This window comes from Bartonella sp. TT29SHDZB (genome assembly GCF_042193395.1).
In the GTDB taxonomy this organism is placed as follows: Bacteria; Pseudomonadota; Alphaproteobacteria; order Rhizobiales; family Rhizobiaceae; genus Bartonella.
Genome location: NZ_JBHILQ010000002.1, coordinates 171,848 through 190,275 on the forward strand (window position 1 = coordinate 171,848; position 18,428 = coordinate 190,275).

At 37.7% G+C, this 18,428-nt stretch carries 16 protein-coding genes; 6 read left to right on the forward strand and 10 right to left on the reverse strand.

Annotation, left to right across the window (positions count from 1 at the left end):
* Positions 1 to 121: 121 nt before the first annotated feature.
* Together ACFIJJ_RS01910 and ACFIJJ_RS01915 are read right to left on the reverse strand one after the other, a co-directional pair.
* A complete protein-coding gene (locus tag ACFIJJ_RS01910) occupies positions 122 to 742 on the reverse strand; it encodes a YfbR-like 5'-deoxynucleotidase (protein WP_375645768.1) in 621 nt (206 codons plus the stop codon).
* The gene (locus ACFIJJ_RS01915; protein WP_375622209.1) at positions 735 to 1,607 is read right to left on the reverse strand and encodes a YgfZ/GcvT domain-containing protein; all 873 of its coding nucleotides are present in this window, start codon (positions 1,605 to 1,607) and stop codon (positions 735 to 737) included. Before ACFIJJ_RS01915 ends, ACFIJJ_RS01910 begins: the two co-directional genes overlap by 8 nt.
* Before the next feature lie 64 nt (positions 1,608 to 1,671).
* Between ACFIJJ_RS01915 and ACFIJJ_RS01920 the strand changes: the two genes are divergently transcribed.
* A complete protein-coding gene (locus tag ACFIJJ_RS01920) occupies positions 1,672 to 3,000 on the forward strand; it encodes a dihydroorotase (RefSeq protein ID WP_375645770.1) in 1,329 nt (442 codons plus the stop codon).
* Between the two features lie 409 nt (positions 3,001 to 3,409).
* Here ACFIJJ_RS01920 and ACFIJJ_RS01925 read toward each other — a convergent pair whose 3' ends face one another.
* Positions 3,410 to 3,778, reverse strand: coding sequence for a TIGR02301 family protein (locus ACFIJJ_RS01925; RefSeq protein WP_375645771.1), 369 nt, complete (start codon positions 3,776 to 3,778; stop codon positions 3,410 to 3,412).
* A gap of 498 nt (positions 3,779 to 4,276) precedes the next feature.
* On the opposite strand from ACFIJJ_RS01925, the gene cysS reads away from it, so the two are divergent.
* The 5 genes from cysS to pssA all read left to right on the forward strand — a co-directional run bounded on the left by cysS (position 4,277) and on the right by pssA (position 10,158).
* Positions 4,277 to 5,785, forward strand: coding sequence for a cysteine--tRNA ligase (gene cysS / locus ACFIJJ_RS01930; protein ID WP_375645772.1), 1,509 nt, complete (start codon positions 4,277 to 4,279; stop codon positions 5,783 to 5,785).
* Between the two features lie 39 nt (positions 5,786 to 5,824).
* Complete coding sequence (locus tag ACFIJJ_RS01935) at positions 5,825 to 6,496, forward strand: DUF421 domain-containing protein (RefSeq protein WP_375613046.1); 672 nt, start codon at positions 5,825 to 5,827, stop codon at positions 6,494 to 6,496.
* A 114-nt stretch (positions 6,497 to 6,610) separates the two neighbouring features.
* The gene (locus ACFIJJ_RS01940) at positions 6,611 to 8,494 is read left to right on the forward strand and encodes an ABCB family ABC transporter ATP-binding protein/permease (RefSeq protein ID WP_375622205.1); all 1,884 of its coding nucleotides are present in this window, start codon (positions 6,611 to 6,613) and stop codon (positions 8,492 to 8,494) included.
* A gap of 117 nt (positions 8,495 to 8,611) precedes the next feature.
* Positions 8,612 to 9,310 carry a phosphatidylserine decarboxylase gene (locus ACFIJJ_RS01945; RefSeq protein WP_375622204.1) on the forward strand — a complete coding sequence of 233 codons (699 nt, stop codon included), beginning with the start codon at positions 8,612 to 8,614 and terminating at the stop codon, positions 9,308 to 9,310.
* A gap of 8 nt (positions 9,311 to 9,318) precedes the next feature.
* Positions 9,319 to 10,158, forward strand: a complete 840-nt coding sequence (gene pssA / locus ACFIJJ_RS01950; RefSeq protein ID WP_375622203.1) for a CDP-diacylglycerol--serine O-phosphatidyltransferase — start codon at positions 9,319 to 9,321, stop codon at positions 10,156 to 10,158.
* A gap of 68 nt (positions 10,159 to 10,226) precedes the next feature.
* Here pssA and ACFIJJ_RS01955 read toward each other — a convergent pair whose 3' ends face one another.
* From ACFIJJ_RS01955 to ACFIJJ_RS01985, 7 genes are all read right to left on the reverse strand, one after another.
* The gene (locus ACFIJJ_RS01955) at positions 10,227 to 10,976 is read right to left on the reverse strand and encodes an SDR family NAD(P)-dependent oxidoreductase (RefSeq protein WP_375622202.1); all 750 of its coding nucleotides are present in this window, start codon (positions 10,974 to 10,976) and stop codon (positions 10,227 to 10,229) included.
* 2 nt (positions 10,977 to 10,978) lie between these two features.
* Positions 10,979 to 12,472 carry an amidophosphoribosyltransferase gene (gene purF / locus ACFIJJ_RS01960; RefSeq protein ID WP_375622201.1) on the reverse strand — a complete coding sequence of 498 codons (1,494 nt, stop codon included), beginning with the start codon at positions 12,470 to 12,472 and terminating at the stop codon, positions 10,979 to 10,981.
* Between the two features lie 75 nt (positions 12,473 to 12,547).
* Positions 12,548 to 13,129, reverse strand: coding sequence for a CvpA family protein (locus tag ACFIJJ_RS01965; protein ID WP_375622200.1), 582 nt, complete (start codon positions 13,127 to 13,129; stop codon positions 12,548 to 12,550).
* Positions 13,130 to 13,269: 140 nt separating this feature from the next.
* Positions 13,270 to 14,646: a DNA repair protein RadA gene (radA, locus tag ACFIJJ_RS01970; protein ID WP_375622199.1), complete on the reverse strand. Its 1,377-nt coding sequence runs from the start codon at positions 14,644 to 14,646 to the stop codon at positions 13,270 to 13,272.
* A gap of 6 nt (positions 14,647 to 14,652) precedes the next feature.
* The gene (locus ACFIJJ_RS01975; protein ID WP_375622198.1) at positions 14,653 to 16,143 is read right to left on the reverse strand and encodes a replicative DNA helicase; all 1,491 of its coding nucleotides are present in this window, start codon (positions 16,141 to 16,143) and stop codon (positions 14,653 to 14,655) included.
* Positions 16,144 to 16,716: 573 nt separating this feature from the next.
* Positions 16,717 to 17,313, reverse strand: coding sequence for a 50S ribosomal protein L9 (rplI, locus tag ACFIJJ_RS01980; protein WP_375622197.1), 597 nt, complete (start codon positions 17,311 to 17,313; stop codon positions 16,717 to 16,719).
* Positions 17,314 to 17,338: 25 nt separating this feature from the next.
* Complete coding sequence (locus ACFIJJ_RS01985; RefSeq protein WP_375622196.1) at positions 17,339 to 18,319, reverse strand: hypothetical protein; 981 nt, start codon at positions 18,317 to 18,319, stop codon at positions 17,339 to 17,341.
* Positions 18,320 to 18,428 lie beyond the last annotated feature (109 nt).

Genomic DNA, 18,428 nt, shown 5'->3' on the forward strand with positions numbered 1-18,428 from the left:
CATAGAATAATAATAAAAAAGGCGCTGGCTTTATTTTTGTATAAATATATTTGAGCCATGAATGGAGAAAAGCCGCTCTATATTCAATTGTAATGACAAGAAATAGATAATGCGAGGAATCTTAATATGATCTTTGGGTATCCAAGTCATTAAAGCGCGTTAAAAATGCGCTTTCAATGTGTTGTGTGGAATAGGGGGATAAATTAAGATCATCGGGTAGAATATTATTGGGAGAGCCAAAATAGCGAAGGGCTTCTTCTGTATTAAATCCAGCAAGCGTAATCGCTTCATAATAGGCAGCAATACGGTCGGCTTGTTTGATTTTTTTTAAAAGTTTTTGAGAAAGATCAACAGGAAGAGAAAAACGCATGTGGATAGCATCTTGGATGCGTTTTTCAGTGTGCTCATATTGTTTTCCTATGACAGCTTTAAAGGGTGAAATCATATCGCCGATGACATATTCCGGTGCATCATGAAGAAGAGCATAAAGACATTCGTTGCACTGTGATTGCGGGAAAAGTTTTTGAAATATTTGTTCAACCACAATTGAATGTTGTGCAACAGAATAAGTGTGTTCTCCACGTGTTTGACCGTTCCAACGTGCCATGCGGGCAAGTCCATGGGCAATATCTTCAATTTCAACATCAAAAGGAGAAGGATTAAGAAGATCAAGTCGCCGTCCAGAAAGCATTCTCTGCCAAGCGCGTGCTTCTCCACTTTTTAATAATTCAGCTTTAGCCATGAGCGTTTTCTATGGTATTTTCAGGAAAGGTAAAATTCATATTTTCAGCAATACTTATAGTGATAGGAATGTTTTTTACAGTAAAGGGGATGTTATGATCCATAGCATCTTTAACGTGGTCAATACGCATTAAAGCAAGAGCCTCATTTTCTACACATGTTCCCAAGTATCCAAGCACTTTTGTTCCTGCTACAATGCTAGATTGAGGAGTTAATTTACACTGACCTTTTACAATCAAAATACGGCGACGTGCTGCCCGGCGGTGGTGCATACGTGAAACAACTTCTTGTCCAATATAACACCCCTTGTTGAATGCAAGTCCATTGATTTGATCGTAATTAATATCATGAGGAAAGACTTTGCCGACTTCATAATCTTGACCACTTTCTGCAATTGCATAACGGATACGCAATTGATTCCATATGTTATGATATTCTGAAGCCAAAAAAGACATTTTACCATAGATTCGTATTATTTTTTCTTTTTCTGGGAAGCGTTTATCAACAAAACTTGAATCAAAATTTAAAGTATCTGATTCATTCTTCCAAGAAACTGTAACAAGCTCTTGTAATGGTTGTGTAATTTCTATTTTTTTACGCAGCTTATAGAGCAACAGGCGCTTGTGGAGCATATCAGCTAAAGGCATCATAATATCAATCAGATAACCATCTTCTTTTTTGCCGATAAGAAAATCAGCAAGAACTTTTCCTTGTGGCGATAAGAGGGCTCCAGGGAAAATTTCTTGTGGGCTGATTTTTTTTACATCTGTCGTTATCAGGGATTGCAGAAAATCTGTTGCTTCTTCGCCTGTAATTTGAATAATTCCGCGGTTTTTTAAGCAAATGGCATTTTGTTTTTCAATCATGGTTCTTGCCTTTCTGCTCAAAGTTACATAATCGATAAGTGAGGAATATGTAAGGAGCGTGGCTATGTTTAAAACATTTGATACAATTTTTAAAGGTGCAACACTTGTGAATCATGATGGAAAAAGCAAACGTGATATTGGTGTTACAAATGGACGTATTGCTGAAATAGGCGACCTTACATGCGCATCGGCTAGTGAGGTGATTGATTGTACCGGGCTTCATATTTTGCCGGGAATTATTGATAGTCAAGTGCATTTTCGCGAGCCAGGCAATGCATATAAGGAGGATTTGGAAAGTGGCTCGTATTCTGCTGTGTTAGGGGGGGTTACAGCAGTTTTTGAAATGCCTAATACCAATCCATTGACAACATCAGAAGCTACATTAAGCGATAAGGTTAAACGCGCATTTCATCGAATGCATTGTGATTTTGCATTTTGGGTTGGAGGAACACGTGAAAATGCTCATGAATTATCTGAGCTAGAAAGACTTCCTGGTGCGGCTGGAATTAAAGTCTTTATGGGGTCCTCTACCGGTGATCTTTTGGTCGATGATGATGAAAGTGTACGTCTTATTTTGGAAAATACACGCCGTCGTGCAGCTTTTCATTCTGAAGATGAGGCAAGGCTCAAAGAGCGTAAAATACTGCGTATTGAAGGGGATGCATCATCACATCCGATTTGGCGTGATGAAGTTGCGGCATTAAAATGTACGCAGCGTTTGGTAAAAATTGCGCATGAGACGAAGGCACGGATTCATGTTTTACATCTTTCGACAGAAGAAGAAATTGATTTTCTAAAAAAACATAAAGATGTCGCAACAATTGAAGTGACACACCATCATTTGACGCTCACAGCTGATGATTATAAGAAGTTTGGTACATTAATTCAGATGAATCCGCCTATTCGTGAATTGCGCCACCGTGAAGCTCTTTGGTACGGTGTGCAGCAGGGAGTTATTGATGTTTTAGGCTCAGATCATGCGCCTCATACTTTGGAAGAAAAGCTTCAACCGTATCCCTCTTCACCTTCAGGAATGACAGGTGTGCAAACGACAGCAGCAATTATGTTGACACATGTGAATGCAGGAAAAATATCCCTTGAGCGTTTTGTTGATCTCACGTCACATGGACCTAGCCGTATTTTTGGTATAAGCTGTAAAGGACGCCTTGCTGTTGGATACGATGCTGATTTAACCATTGTTGATCTTAAACGGGAAGAAATTATTACGAATGGCTTAATTGGTTCGCGTGCCGGTTGGACACCTTATGATGGTCAAAAAGTTAAAGGTTGGCCTGTTGGAACGATTATCCGTGGTATGCGCGTGATGTGGGAAGGTGAAATTGTCACCCCTTCACAAGGAGAGCCTGTTAAATTTATAGAAACTTTGGTGTAAACAGATTAAGCTTTATAGGTTTTATTCTCTTATGCCATAAAACATCGTTTTTTAGAGTGGGGATATAGGGCATGTTAGCTTCCTTGGTACATAATTGTTTTTTTAAGTGCGTGGTGAATATTTTCAAGCTTGTCCGTCGAGCCTTTAGTTAAGTAGATCAAATGAGTGAGGAGCCAAGAAGAATCCGTTCAACAAGAACCCAAACGATTTGCAAATCAGCTTTGCGGAGGGGGAAAAGCCAAAGAACGATTTTGTATGAGGAAAAGACGCTATAAGAATAAAAGCGTATCGAGACATTATTCTTTAAACGTCTCTCTATTTTCAGAGCTGGTTTATTGCTCCCCGCATTTGTGAAAGGAGTATCATTGATACCGCTAAAATTGAGAGAGATACTTTTTGTATAGATTAATTATTTATAATGTATGAGGAGGTTTTCAGATAAAATTCTTCCTTCCTCAATGTATCTTTGATTGGCTTCAATGGCTGCTTGTGTACAATGATGATAATTTTCTGAGAAAGCACGATACGCTTCATTAAACGCTTCATAAAAATAAGCACGTCTTTGTGGAATGGGGTGTTCTGCTTCAATCAGTGCTTTCATATAGTCATACCATTGGTTTGTTGGAGGCTCGCAAAGATTTTGGAGAGAATGCAATGATCCCAAAATTTCTGCTAGTCGGAGTAATTTTTTTTCATAAGGTGGAGATTGTTGTGCAAAGGTTGGCATTGAAATGACAATAAATATTAAAATAATGATGTTCATCAATCTATATTGCATTATTTTTATTGCTTTCTTTGAATAAAACTCTGTAAAGATAAAATAATTTTGTCATGAGAACGCTGTAAAAATAGAGTTAATTGCTACATTATTCTCAATTATTGATTATAAAATATAGGGCGTAAGAGGCAGTAAGGAACCCATTGTAGAATATTGAAAATACTGACGAAGCTTTGTGTAGTTTAAAATTTAAGATTTTCTTTCTGTAAACTATCTATTTTTCACATAGATTTATATTGTATTACCTATAGAATTTTTTCTAAGCTCGTTTTCTTTAAGGAGGGAAAGCATTTCTAGTGATAGAACGCTTTTGTCCAATCAAATAAAATAGATTATTTTTATGATAAATGATGGATACAGCCGTGAATACAATGGGAAAATGGTAAGAAGAATTTACTATAAGATAAAAGTTTTTAGCGCTAAACAGCGTAATACAATAATTTGAGATAAGATACATCTAAAAGGATCGGTGCATAATATCGTCCATGGAGTCAATAAATGAAAGAGTTGCGATTTTATAATACGCTGACACGTAAAAAAGAAAATTTTACACCAATAGATGCGACAAGAGTACGTCTTTATGTTTGTGGTCCGACAGTTTATGATTATGCGCATATAGGAAATGCACGCCCTGTCATTGTTTTTGATATTTTATTTCGTTTATTGCGTCATGTTTATGGTAATGAGCATGTTCTATATGCACGTAATATTACAGATGTTGATGATAAAATTAATGCACGAGCAGCTTGCGAATATCCAAACTTGTCATTGAATGATGCTATTCGTCAATTAACAGAACGTACATATTCTCAGTTTCAGCAAGATACAATAGCACTTGGTTGTCTTTTGCCAACCAGCCAGCCGCGCGCAACCGAGCATTTAGAGGAAATGCGCTCTTTAATTGAAAGATTGCTTGAAAAGGGGCACGCTTATAAAGCCGAAAATCATATATTATTTTCTGTAAGTAGCATAAAAAATCCTCCCCATTATGGGGCATTTGCAAATCGTTCTTTAGATGAAATGAGGGCGGGGGCGCGTATCGATGTTGCTGCTTATAAAAGGGAAGAGATGGATTTTGTTTTATGGAAGCCTTCTGTGGAAGGAGAACCAGGTTGGGAATCGCCTGCCGGAATTCCTGTTTTAGGTCGTCCAGGTTGGCATATTGAATGTTCTGCAATGTCAATGGCAAAGTTATTAGCGCCCTATGGCGGTGGTTTAACCTGTGATGATCCGACCGCCAATGTTTTTGATATCCATGGTGGTGGAATTGATTTAATTTTTCCTCATCATGAAAATGAGATTGCACAAAGTTGTTCAGCTTTGGGGACAGAGCGAATGGCTAATTTTTGGATGCATAATGGTTTTTTACAAGTTGAAGGCAAAAAGATGTCGAAAAGCTTTGGCAATTTCATAACCATTCGTTCTGTTTTAGAGAATAATTTTTTGGAATTTAATGGTATTTTAACCGATGAAATGAAGCAAAATTGGGCTGGTTTGTCTGCGCGTTTTTCGATGTTGCAAACGCATTATCGTGAACCATTAAATTGGACAGCACAGCGTTTAATACAATCGAGCAGCGAACTATATCGTTGGTATGAATGGCTTCGCAGCAAAAAGAGTGAGATGAAAAACAATGAAGCAATTGATGATACTTTAATAGATGCACTTAGTGATGATCTTAATACTCCAAGAGCACTGACTCTTTTGCGAAAATTTTATAAAGAAGGAAATGCTTTGGCTCTTGTGAATGGGATGAATTTATTAGGACTGTTACGACAAGAATGGATTAAAGAAATAGACTGCCCGCTATTTATGAGAAAAACTTTCCTTGATACAAAATTTATTGATCAGCGTATTGCCGAAAGGCTACGGCTTATCCATAATAAAGAGTGGGAAGCTGCGGATATAATTCGTGATGAGCTTGCAGCTGAGGGGGTTCTTTTAAAAGATAGTAAGGATCCGCAGAGTGGTGAGCGCATAACCATGTGGGAAATAAAGCGACATTAATGTCTCTATTCCAGCAGCTCCATAAAAAAGGAGAATATGATGGAATTTTTATATCATTATGGATATATCGCGCTTAAGCTGGCTGTAGGTCTTGTTGCCTTCTTATTTATTTTAAGAACGACGGGGCGGGGGAGTCTTAGTCAAATGACACCAGTTGATTTGGTCAGTAATTTTGTCATGGGAGGTATTATTGGAGGCGTTATTTATAATCAGAATATTAGTAGCATTCAATTATTGCTTGTTTTACTCATCTGGCAAACCTTGATTACATCTTTTAATTTTATTGCACGTTATTCAGTTTTTTTTCGTCGTCTTATTGCAGGGCGGAATGTCACATTAGTTTTAGATGGGGTTTTCCAAATGGATAAGATTAAGAACTTAGGGATCAATATTAATGATCTCATTACGATGTTACGTCTTAAAGGGTGTCACTTACATGAAGCAGCTTTTGTTCGTTTGGAAACCAATGGTGATTGCACTGTCATTAAAAAGGAAGAGGGAAAGAAATCGACGATTTTAATAGAAAATGGTGAAGTTATTGATGATGGACTTAAAGAGATTGGTAAAACAAAAAAGTGGCTTCAGGCCGAATTGAAAAAAAAACATGTAAAAGTTGAAAGTTTATTCGCAGCAGAATGGTATGAAAATACAGATCAAAATAATAAATTGTATAGTGGATTATTTCTTGTTCCTTTTTCAAAAACAGTCTAACTTCAAAAAACGGGTAGGTATAGCTTATTGGAAGTATAATAAAGAGATAAATCTATAAATAACCACAGAGGGTATTTTGCCTGTTTGTGCGGATGATAGAGAAGTAAGGACTTTATGAAACGCAATGAAATGACAAAAACTGTATCATCAGATACAGGGAAGACTCTGCACACACTTTACAATTTATGGCCCTATATGTGGCCGGTAGGTCGGCGTGATCTAAAAATGCGTGTGCTATGGGCAATATTTTATCTTGTTTTGGCTAAGCTCGTTCTCATATCTGTACCGTATTTATTTAAATATTCTACGAATGTGCTTGATTCAAGCTTTCAGCTACCTGAATGGTTCCCATCCAGTTGGATTATTCCCATCATGCTCGTTTTGGCATACAATGTCGCGCGTATTATGCAGGCTGGATTAAATCAATTACGCGACTCCCTGTTTGCCACTGTTGGTCAATACGCTGTTCGTCAATTAGCCTATAAAACCTTTGTACATATGCATGAGTTATCCTTGCGATTTCATTTGGAACGCCGAACAGGTGGGCTTTCTCGTGTGATTGAGCGTGGAACAAAAGGAATTGAAGCGATTGTAAGATTTTCAATTCTTAGTACAGTACCGACAGTTTTAGAATTTATATTAACGGCACTGGTATTTTACATAAGTTATGGGTGGCATTATCTTCTCATCGTTGTTGCAACGGTTGGATTATATATCTTATTTACCATTAAGGCGAGTGATTGGCGTATTCGCATTCGACAAAAAATGAATACAGCGGATACTGAGGCGAATACTCGCGCTGTTGATTCTCTTTTGAATTTTGAAACGGTCAAATATTTTGGTAATGAAACTCTAGAAGCCGATCGATTTGATGCTTCTATGGTAGGTTATGAAAAAGCCGCAACGAAGATTTGGACATCGTTAAGCTGGCTTAATTTTGGTCAGACTCTTATCTTTGGTATTGGAATGACGATCATGATGCTGATGTCAGCTTATGAAGTTTTTTATAAGACACAAACTTTAGGAGATTTTGTTTTTATTAATGCGCTTTTAATGCAACTTTCCATTCCACTAAATTTTATTGGTTCAATGTATCGTGATATTCGACAAGGTTTAACGGATATTGAAGCAATGTTTGATCTTTTAGATGTTCAGAAGGAGATCGTTGATAAATCGGATGCTAAACCGTTAGAGATAAGCGATGGGACCATTTGTTTTCATCAGGTAAAGTTTTCCTACGATTCGAGACGTCAGATTCTCAAAGATATTGATTTTGAAGTTCCTGGAGGAAAAACAGTTGCCATTGTCGGTCCATCGGGTGCCGGTAAATCCACTATTTCTCGGTTGCTTTTTCGGTTTTATGATGTTGATGCGGGCTCTATCACAATTGACGGGCAGGATATTCGTGACGTAACACAAAAGAGTTTGCGTGAAGCGATTGGCATGGTCCCACAAGATACGGTGTTATTTAATGATACAATTGCCTATAATATTTGCTATGGGCGTCCAAGTGCTACAGATGAAGAGATGCGCAAAGCTGCTGAAATGGCACAAATATCAAAATTTATTGAAATTTTACCGGAAGGTTTTCAGTCTATGGTAGGAGAGCGAGGTCTCAAATTATCAGGTGGTGAAAAACAACGCGTGGCTATTGCACGGACACTTTTAAAAGCTCCCCCACTTCTTATTCTAGATGAAGCAACGGCGGCTCTTGATACGGCGACGGAACAGGAAATTCAACAAGCATTGGATATTGTAAGCCGTGGACGGACAACATTGATTATTGCTCACCGTCTTTCTACTGTTATCAATGCTGATGAAATTTTAGTTCTTAAAAGTGGTCGTATTATTGAAAATGGGACGCATACAGAGCTTTTACGCAAGAAAGGTTTATATGCTTCAATGTGGAATAAGCAGCTTGAAGCAACGAAAGCTGAAGAAAAGTTACGTAAAATGCGTGAAGAAGATGAGATGAGTGTTGTTAATCGTAAAAAATAAATAGAGCAAAATGTAATCTATATCTTTATATGGAGTGATTGATTAAATACATAAAAAGACACAAGAGGAACAAAAAGATTTGTTGCTTGTTTAAGTTTACGATGAATAGGAAATTATATGAGTATTCTGCAATCTTTCCATAATAGCTTTGTATCGGTTCATAAAGAAGGCTATCCTTTTATTGTAGCGTTTTTTGTTATTTCGCTCATTCTTGGTTGGATATGGAGTCCGTTGTTTTGGTTTGGTCTCGTTCTCACGGTGTGGTGTGTATACTTTTTCCGTGATCCAGATCGTGTGATCCCTTTGAATTCAAATTGGGTTATGTCGCCTGCAGATGGGCGTATTTCCTTTGTGGAATCATGTGTTCCACCTGAAGAATTAGGATTAGGGAAAGATGAAATGATCCGTATTTCCATTTTTATGGATGTTTTTTCATGCCATATTAATCGTATTCCTATCAGTGGTACAGTAGAGTCTATCATTTATCATCCAGGTCGATTTACTAATGCTGACTTTGATAAAGCTAGTCAGTTTAATGAGCGTAATGGGGTGGTAATTGATAGCAAACATGGTAAAATCGGTATCGTACAAATAGCGGGAATGGTTGCACGCCGGATTGTTTGCTGGTCAAAAGAAAATGATGCCGTTATGACTGGTGAGCGATTTGGATTGATTCGTTTTGGTTCTCGCCTTGATATTTATATACCAACTGAAATGAAATTGCGTGTTGCAGTTGGACAGACAGCAATTGCTGGAGAAACAGTTTTGGGTTCTTTTGATGATAAGAGTGCCACAACGGACTTCAGATACGATTAGGACTCACAATGAAAAATTTTTCGCCATTTTCTTCATTCAATCCTGAGGGGCAGCATGATGAAGGTGCAAATCGGCGACGTTCACCTACATCAATGCGGTATGTCATTCCCAATATCATTACTATTTTAGCAATTTGTGCAGGGATGAGCAGTATTCGTTTGGCTTTTGAACATCGCTATGAAGCTGCTATTTTAATGGTGCTTTTGGCCGCAGTTTTAGATGGTGCTGATGGTCGCATTGCCCGTTTAATAGATGGTAGTTCATCTTTTGGGGCACAGATGGATTCTCTTGCTGATGTTGTAAATTTTGGTGTTACCCCTGCGCTCATTGTTTATTCCTTTATTTTGAATCAAGCGAATCATATTGGTTGGGTTGCTTCCCTTGTTTATTGTGTTGCTTGTTGTTTGCGATTAGCACGTTTTAATGTGATGTTGGATAACCCCAATATACCTAAGTGGCAGAAAAGTTATTTTGTTGGTGTTCCAGCACCAGCAGGAGCATTATTACTTTTATTGCCGACCTATTTAGGCGCTCTTGGTTTGGTCCCCAGTTGGGGGTGGGCATTATTTTTTAGTCTTTATACTGTAATTATTGCTTTTCTTTTGATCAGTCGCTTACCAGTATGGAATGCAAAAACAATTGATCAAAATTTAAGGCGCGATATCGTTATACCGTGCATGTTGATCATTGTTATTTATGTCGGTTTTCTTGCAACTTATACATGGAAAACTTTATTGATTACAGCTGTTAGCTATATGATTTTTCTCCCTTGTAGTTTTATCGCTTATAATAAACGTGCTGCTCTAGAAGAGAAAAAGACAGATGCCAAAGCTATCCAAGAATTATAAAGTGCTTCATTATTCTGTCGAAAAGCACAGAAAAAAGAGAGTCAAATGATTTACTTCTCAGATGATGATTAATCAGGTACATGATAATCTACAAACCGATTTTTATGGACATTAAAGAGTTTTCCAGTTTCCTGTAAATCAGGTGATAACAAATGGACTATTTTTTTTGCAACCTCTTGTGGTGAAGGCAGAGTTTGTGGATCTTCACCGGGCATAGCTTCAGCGCGCATGGCAGTGCGTGTAGCACCAGGGTTGACACAATTAATCTTAATAGGGGTTTGTTTGAGTTCTTCTGCCCAACAGCGGGCAATCATCTCTAAAGCCGCTTTAGAGGCGGCATAAGCTCCCCAGAAAGGACGTGCAACGTGTGCAACGCTTGAGGATAATAGGATGGCTCGTCCAGCATCAGATTCACGTAATAAAGGCTCAACGGCTTTCATTAAGCGCCATTGGCTGAAAAGATTTATTTGAAAAACATCTTCAAATACCGTGTTTTCTATATGTGCTATTGGTGAAAGTGTTCCAAGGATTCCTGCGTTTGCAACGATAATATCAAGTTTTTTCCAGCGTTTAGCAATTGAGATAGCAAGGGTATCGATGTTTTCCATATGATGCAAGTCAAGTGGAACAAGGGTTGCATGAGCCCCTTTTTCTCGGATTTGATTGTCCAATTCAGTAAGTCCACTGACTGTTCGTGCAAGGGCAATAATATCAGCACCATGTGCCGCGAGCTCGAGTGCTAAATAGTAGCCAATCCCTCTTGATGCACCTGTAACAAGTGCAACACGCCCATGGAGACTAAAGTCGTGTTTTCCCATTATTAATCTCTTGTTTTAAGAACAGATGATTGATAAATTTTGGAGAGATTTTCTTGATCAACTAGATGCGTAGGATAATATCCAGTAAAATAATGGTCAGTAAATTGTGGGTCGGCGTTATTCCGTTTTTCCCCTGCTACAGCAAGATATAATCCATCCGTTGAAAGAAATTCTAATGAATCCGCTCCAATAAAATCACACATAGATTTTAAATCTGGATATTGATTTGCTAAAAGGCTTTCAATTTTAGGTGTATCAATACCATAAAAGTCAGGATAAAAAATCATAGGGCTAGCAATGCGCATATGAACTTCTTTTGCTCCTGCATCGCGAAGCATTCGTACAATTTTAAGGGATGTTGTTCCACGTACAATAGAGTCATCAACCAGAATAACACGTTTTCCTTCAATCACAGGACGGTTTGCCGAATGTTTTAACTTGACGCCAAAAGCGCGAATTTGTTGTGTTGGTTCGATAAAAGTGCGGCCAACATAGTGATTACGAATAATACCAAGCTCGAAGGGAATTCCAATTTCTTGTGCATAGCCAATTGCGGCAGGTGTTCCTCCATCAGGAACCGGAACCACAACATCACCCTCACAAGGGGCTTCCTGTGCTAAACGGATTCCCATATTTTTACGTGTTGCATAGACACTACGCCCTCCAACGATTGAGTCCGGACGGGCAAAATAAACATATTCAAACAAGCAAAGTTTTTCTGGTTTTTCATTTTTTGGTTTTATAATTTTTTTAGTAATTTCCCCATTTTTTTGTATTTCACATATGATGATCTCTCCATTTTTAACATCACGGACATATTTTGCTCCAATAATATCAAGAGCACAAGTTTCAGAACAAAAAATAGGCTTACCATCAAGTTCCCCCATCACGAGAGGTCTAATTCCTGTTGGATCGCGTGCCGCAATAAGCTTTGTACGTGTGAGCGCTAACATAGCATACCCACCTTCTACTTGCCGAATTGCATCAACAAAACGATCAGAGGACGCTTCATAACGTGAGCGGGCAATAAGATGAAGAAAAACTTCTGAATCTGATGTTGATTGACAGATAGCTCCAGAAGCGATGAGTTCACGGCGTAATGTGAGACCATTGGTAAGATTACCATTATGCGCAATAGCAATACCTCCAACTTTCAATTCAGCAAAAAGGGGTTGAACATTGCGTAATGCCACTTCTCCAGTTGTTGAATAACGGGTATGTCCGATAGCACGATTTCCTGGTAAGCGTGCAAGTGTTGCAGGGTTTGTATAGTGATCGCCAACAAGACCTAAATGCTTTTCTTGATGAAATACTTTATTATGGTAAGAAACAATCCCAGCTGCTTCTTGCCCACGATGCTGAAGTGCGTGGAGTCCAAGAGCTGTTAATGTTGCGGCATCTTCATGCCCAAGAATACCAAAAACTCCACATTCTTCATGAAGGGTATCATCATCTAATGAAAATTCTTGACAGAAAACATCGCTTTTTATCATCATATTCTTTCAGTTGTGATATGGAGGAATCATTAATATCACATTTTACATCATTTAGTTCTCTTTCCTCATGAAAAACTATTCTCTATTTTTTAAAATTATCTTTTCATGAGAGTGTTGCTCATACGTATGTTTATTGCTGTCTTTAAACAAATTTTCCGCCTTTTCGAGAACAGATCCAATATCTTTTGGGAGTATTTCCCAAACTTTTTGTCCCAATGAATCTAAAATAGGCCTTGTTTTTGCATTTTTTAACCAATTCGCTTGAAGCTCGGGTTTAATCAGTGCATTAATCAGCAGCATACCGATGACCATGATAAGTAAACCACGAAGTGCTCCAAAAATAAAACCAATAGCACGGTCAAGGATACCAATTCGACTATCAATAATAAAATCAGAGATCTTCATTGTAATAATTGAAGTAATAATGAGAACAATAATAAAAATTGTGACCAATGTTGTGATCAATGCAATCATTTTATTAGAGAGATATTGTTCAAAGAAAGGTAAGACAGGTTTGAATAAAAACAATGTCGTAACAGCTGCAACTGCCCAAGAAATCAACGATAACACTTCACGTGAAAATCCTCGAAGCATAGCAAGAAAAGCGGACAACAGGATGATTATTACGACAATTCCATCAAGGATTGTTATGATCATTTGTTTGTTCCTTATAAATAAAGTTGTGCTCTTTTAAGTCTGTATCAAATATATTTTTGTTTGCCATTTTTTATTCTTATAGCAAGGATCTTTTGTATTTTATAGAGTTTTTTCTATATTATCATAATCTATGATGAAGATCATTTTTTACTTACGGTAAGAGTAGCAACGAGTTCGGGAAGGTCGGAGAAAGTTTTTTGTTGAAAGTTGAGCGACTTCATCATTTCGGTTGTTGTTGTGGGGTGAAAGGCTCCTTGAAAGCCGAGTTTTTTTGCTTCATTGATGCGCTGTGCTGAATGTGCAACAGCGCGGGTAGCTCCTGAAAGACTGACTTCACCAAAATAGACATAATCCGTTGGCAAAGGGATATTGGCAAGAGAGGATACCAAAGCAGCGGCTACAGCTAAATCAGCAGCGGGTTCTGATATACGATATCCACCAGCCACATTTAGATAGACATCATGCTGCCCAAAACGAATACCACAATGAGCTTCTAAAACGGCAAGAATCATTGAAAGACGATTTCCATCCCATCCAACAACAGCACGTCGTGGTGTTCCAAGGGAAGAAGGAGCAACAAGCGCTTGAATTTCTACGAGTATTGGGCGTGTTCCTTCCATTCCTGCAAAAACAGCAGCGCCTGGTGCTTTTTCATTACGTTCCCCTAAAAATAATTCGGATGGATTTATCACTTCGCGTAATCCTTTATCAGACATTTCAAAGACACCAATTTCATCTGTTGGTCCGAAGCGATTTTTTACAGTTCTAAGAATGCGATAATGATGTCCTCCTTCACCCTCAAAATAGAGAACGCCATCAACCATATGTTCAACGACCCGAGGACCAGCAATTTGTCCATCTTTTGTAACATGCCCAACAAGAACAACGGCGGCTCCTGTTTTCTTGGCAAAGCGGATCATTGCTTGAGCACCGATACGTACTTGTGTGACAGTGCCAGGTGCTGAATCTGCTGTATCTGACCATAGGGTTTGAATCGAATCGATAATCACCATATCAAGGTTTTTATGTTCGCTTAAGGTTGCCAGAATATCTTCAACATTGGTTTCAGCAGCAAGTTTTACCTCTGTATTATTAGCTTCAAGCCTTTGCGCGCGCAGACAAATTTGCGCAATAGCCTCTTCACCTGAAACATAGATGACATTATATCCTTTACGTGATAAAGCAGCGGCTGTTTGTGTCAGCAATGTTGATTTACCAATACCCGGATCACCACCAACAAGGAGTGCCGATCCACGGACAAAGCCCCCACCGGTAACACGATCAAGTTCAGCAATACCAGAATGAATACGTGGAGCATCTTCGATATTTCCAGAAAGAGATGTGAGTGTGACAATGCGTCCTTTACGAGCGTTCTGTTTAGGACCACTTCCTATGCCGCCATTTATATTTTCTTCAACAAGAGAATTCCATTCTTCACAGGCGCTACATTTCCCTGCCCAACGAGAATGGATGGTTCCGCAATTTTGACAGATAAATTGGATACGGTTGCGTGCCATGGTGGTTTAGCCAATTTGCTCTGGAAGATAATTGCTATCAGCCAAATCACTAAAGCGTGTGAAGTCAGATTGAAAGGCAAGAGATACGATTCCTGTTGGTCCATGACGTTGTTTCGCAACAATAACATCAGCTTTTCCCATAATTTTATCCATTTCATCTTGCCATTTTTGATGTTCCAAAGTGCCTAGTTTTGGTTCTTCATTTTTGAGATAATATTCTTCGCGATAGACAAACAGAACGATGTCTGCATCTTGCTCAATTGAACCAGATTCACGTAAATCAGAGAGTTGTGGACGTTTATCTGTTCTATTTTCTACTTGACGAGAAAGTTGAGAGAGAGCGATAATAGGAATATTCAATTCTTTTGCTAATGCTTTTAATCCTGTGGTAATTTCTGTGATCTCTTGAACACGATTTTCTGATGAACGCTTTGAACTGCTTGTCATGAGTTGGATATAGTCAATAAACAAGATATCTAAACCATGTTGCCGCTTGAGACGCCGCGCACGAGCAGCTAATTGCGTAATTGATATTCCCCCAGTTTGATCAATATAAAGTGGTGCCTTTTGTAGTTGGTTCACCGCACGAATAATTTTTGAAAATTGTTCATCTGAAATATTACCACGCCGAATATCAGAAGAAGAGACTTCTGTTTGTTCAGAAATAATACGGGTTGCAAGCTGTTCGGATGACATCTCAAGTGAGAAGAATCCCACAACGCCACCTTCATTTTCTTGGATATTGGCATTATGATTATAAGCATTAGCAATATTAAAGGCAATATTGGTAGCCAGTGAGGTTTTGCCCATACCAGGGCGGCCCGCAAGGATAATTAAGTCAGATGCTTGTAATCCTCCCATTTTTTCATCAAGTGTTTTAATATGGGTGGCTATCCCTGATAATTGTGAAGAGCGTTTTTTCGCAGCACTTGCCATATCGATAGCTTTTTTGATAGCCTCATTAAAATTTTCAAATCCACCTCCATATTTTCCTTTTTCTGCTAGCTCAAATAACTGATTTTCAACAGTTTCAATTTGTTGGGCAGGCGTAAGCTCTACAGGAGCATCAAAGGCTGTATTGACAACTTGAGTCCCAAGGTTAATCAAAGACCTGCGGATAAAAAGATCATAAATGACGCGTCCATAATCTTCAGCGTTAATAATAGTGACTGCCTCTGTGGCTAAGCGAACAACATATTGGTATACAGTAATATCTCCAATTTTTTCTTCCATTTGGATATGGGGCTTGATTGTAACAGGATCTACACGTTTTCCTGTTTTAATGAGGTGAGATAAAACATGATAAATTTTTTGATGCAATGGTTCAAAAAAATGTTCTGGTTTTAGAAAATCTGAAACGCGATCAAGAGAATCATTATTGATAAAGATGGCACCAAGCAATGCTTGTTCAGCTTCAATATTATACGGAAGTTGCCGAAAAGAAGGAGAATCTTCTTTTTTTGAGGAGCTGACATTAACAATGTTAGTTTCTTCCATAATATTTTTCCACTAAAATTTCAAGTCTAGCTATTTTAGGCGATAAATTGAAAGCCGTATATTAAAAAGAATAGAGCTACAAATCTTCATTTTAAGTTAAAATCATATAATTTTTAAAACACCCTTTGAGTATCTCATTTATCATGAGTGCATGAGTGATATCTATTTCTTATGTTTTAATTTATAATATATGATCCTTTAAGTAACGGTTTTAACACTCTAAATTTAAGTATTTTGAAGTTACTTAACCTTAAAATTCCAATATCTGTGTAAGTAGAATTATTTCAGATCATGTGAGGATATAATCAACTTATTGCTCATACAAATCTTAACCTTAAGGGTAGAACTTTAAATTATTTTTGCTTTATATGCTGGAAAACAAAAGATATTTCTTCTTAGTGATATTATCATTATCGGCATGTAATGCCTTTAAATAATATATTTCTAATTCTTTCATAAAAATTAGGTTCTTTATGTACGATAGCCATAAAATACTCACTTTTAAAGTGTGAGTATTTTATGAGCAATATTTAAAATAGAATAAAAAATATAAAACAGAAAGAAAAATAGCAATTAAGCTTCTTGATGAGAACTGTTTATATCGTTGTCATTAATTTCTTCTGCCAATAATTCTTCCTGACTTTCTTCTAATAATTCTTCTTGAATATTATATATTTCTCTAGCGGAAGTAAAAGTTTCACCTTCTGCTTGGCGTTGTGCTTCACTGCTAGAACGCGCAACGTTAATAATCACAGAAATTTGAACCTCTGGATGTAAGCTAAGAGTGATAGTGTGAAGACCGATCATTTTTATTGGATGGTTAAGTTCGATTTGATTTCTCCCAATAGAAAAGCCTTCATCTGTTATGATTTCAGCAATATCACGTGTTGACACAGAACCATAAAGTTGTCCCGTTTCACCAGCAGAACGAACAACAATGAATGATTGACCATCAAGTTTTTCAGCAATTTTTTGTGCTTCGCTTTTGCGTTCAAGATTACGTGCTTCAAGTTGTGCACGTTGTATCTCAAAATGTTTTTTATTAGCTTCATTTGCACGTAAAGCTTTACCTTGAGGCAAGAGAAAATTACGTGCATAACCATTTTTAACTGAGACAATATCACCCATCTGACCAAGACGAGGAATGCGCTCAAGCAGAATAATATCCATAGTTTTTCCTTTCGAACAAATAAATTTAGTGAAGTTTTTTGTGTGATTGAAAGTTATATTGAATAGCAGCCCAAATTCCCATCAAAAGCATCATAAAAACAATAGGTGGAGTAAAAACGATTGTTAAAATAGCAATATAAACAAGAGAAAGTATAATAATCCGCCCGTTTATCCCTTTTGTAATATTGTGAAGATATGCTAGACCACTAATTAATATGATGACAGTGTATGCAGTACTAAAGACACGGGTACTCAAGTTAAGAGAAGCGCTCAGCTCAACCATCGATGCTATGCAAACAATAATAAAAATAATAATTCCAGAAATTGGAAGGCGGAGAGTTTGGCTCCAATCATCACGGGGTCTTTTCAGCCATTTCATATGTTGTGCTGCTATCATGGAAAAGTAAAGGTTACCAATGAGAAAAACCAAACTATAAATAGTCAAAGAAATAGCAGTGAAAGTTGCTGTATGCGTCATTAAAAGCTCACTAAAAGCGCGTATATCGGCTTCTTTTATTGACTGTGATTGTTGCAGAGTTTGTGCTATGTTTTCGCTGATTTTTTTTGCAATGATGGGTGTGGAAGGACGGGTTTGAACATAGAGTCCAATGAAAGTTGCTATAAGAGCGATAAAATTAGTTAAATGAAAAATAACCGATGATAATGGGTACCATATCAGTTCGTTTTCTTTTTGCGCTGGTCGTGCAAGCCCAAGAAGCCAAGAAGCATAGACAGCAGGAAGGAAAAAAAAGAACATAAAGCCAAGAGCAATATAGGTATTAGTGGTTATGATAAGAACAACAGTGGCACTTATGAGGGCGATGAGACTGGCTAATGTTCCTTGACCGAACGCAACAATAAAAATTGGCAATGAAAGAAAGCAGCCAAGAAGAAGAGAAAAAAAGGGCGCGATATTTGCAACATTGATAATTGCCATTCCTATAACAACAGCAAATAATCCTGCCAAAATACCAGTTAATATCTCATAAGTACGATCTTTTTTCATTTATTGCTGTCCTGCTTTCTGCAGTTAGAGGCGTGTCAATACCCCAACTTTGATATTTAATAGCTTAACATAGGATACAACAAGCTATTTTTAAACCATATAAGAAAAG

Excerpts from the sequence above, each read along its gene's own strand:
- ACFIJJ_RS01910 (WP_375645768.1), bottom strand. The coding sequence starts at position 742 with ATGGCTAAAGCTGAATTATTAAAAAGTGGAGAAGCACGCGCTTGGCAG.
- ACFIJJ_RS01915 (WP_375622209.1), bottom strand. The coding sequence starts at position 1,607 with ATGATTGAAAAACAAAATGCCATTTGCTTAAAAAACCGCGGAATTATT.
- ACFIJJ_RS01920 (WP_375645770.1), top strand. The coding sequence starts at position 1,672 with ATGTTTAAAACATTTGATACAATTTTTAAAGGTGCAACACTTGTGAAT.
- ACFIJJ_RS01925 (WP_375645771.1), bottom strand. The coding sequence starts at position 3,778 with ATGCAATATAGATTGATGAACATCATTATTTTAATATTTATTGTCATT.
- cysS (WP_375645772.1), top strand. The coding sequence starts at position 4,277 with ATGAAAGAGTTGCGATTTTATAATACGCTGACACGTAAAAAAGAAAAT.
- ACFIJJ_RS01935 (WP_375613046.1), top strand. The coding sequence starts at position 5,825 with ATGGAATTTTTATATCATTATGGATATATCGCGCTTAAGCTGGCTGTA.
- ACFIJJ_RS01940 (WP_375622205.1), top strand. The coding sequence starts at position 6,611 with ATGAAACGCAATGAAATGACAAAAACTGTATCATCAGATACAGGGAAG.
- ACFIJJ_RS01945 (WP_375622204.1), top strand. The coding sequence starts at position 8,612 with ATGAGTATTCTGCAATCTTTCCATAATAGCTTTGTATCGGTTCATAAA.
- pssA (WP_375622203.1), top strand. The coding sequence starts at position 9,319 with ATGAAAAATTTTTCGCCATTTTCTTCATTCAATCCTGAGGGGCAGCAT.
- ACFIJJ_RS01955 (WP_375622202.1), bottom strand. The coding sequence starts at position 10,976 with ATGGGAAAACACGACTTTAGTCTCCATGGGCGTGTTGCACTTGTTACA.
- purF (WP_375622201.1), bottom strand. The coding sequence starts at position 12,472 with ATGATGATAAAAAGCGATGTTTTCTGTCAAGAATTTTCATTAGATGAT.
- ACFIJJ_RS01965 (WP_375622200.1), bottom strand. The coding sequence starts at position 13,129 with ATGATCATAACAATCCTTGATGGAATTGTCGTAATAATCATCCTGTTG.
- radA (WP_375622199.1), bottom strand. The coding sequence starts at position 14,646 with ATGGCACGCAACCGTATCCAATTTATCTGTCAAAATTGCGGAACCATC.
- ACFIJJ_RS01975 (WP_375622198.1), bottom strand. The coding sequence starts at position 16,143 with ATGGAAGAAACTAACATTGTTAATGTCAGCTCCTCAAAAAAAGAAGAT.
- rplI (WP_375622197.1), bottom strand. The coding sequence starts at position 17,313 with ATGGATATTATTCTGCTTGAGCGCATTCCTCGTCTTGGTCAGATGGGT.
- ACFIJJ_RS01985 (WP_375622196.1), bottom strand. The coding sequence starts at position 18,319 with ATGAAAAAAGATCGTACTTATGAGATATTAACTGGTATTTTGGCAGGA.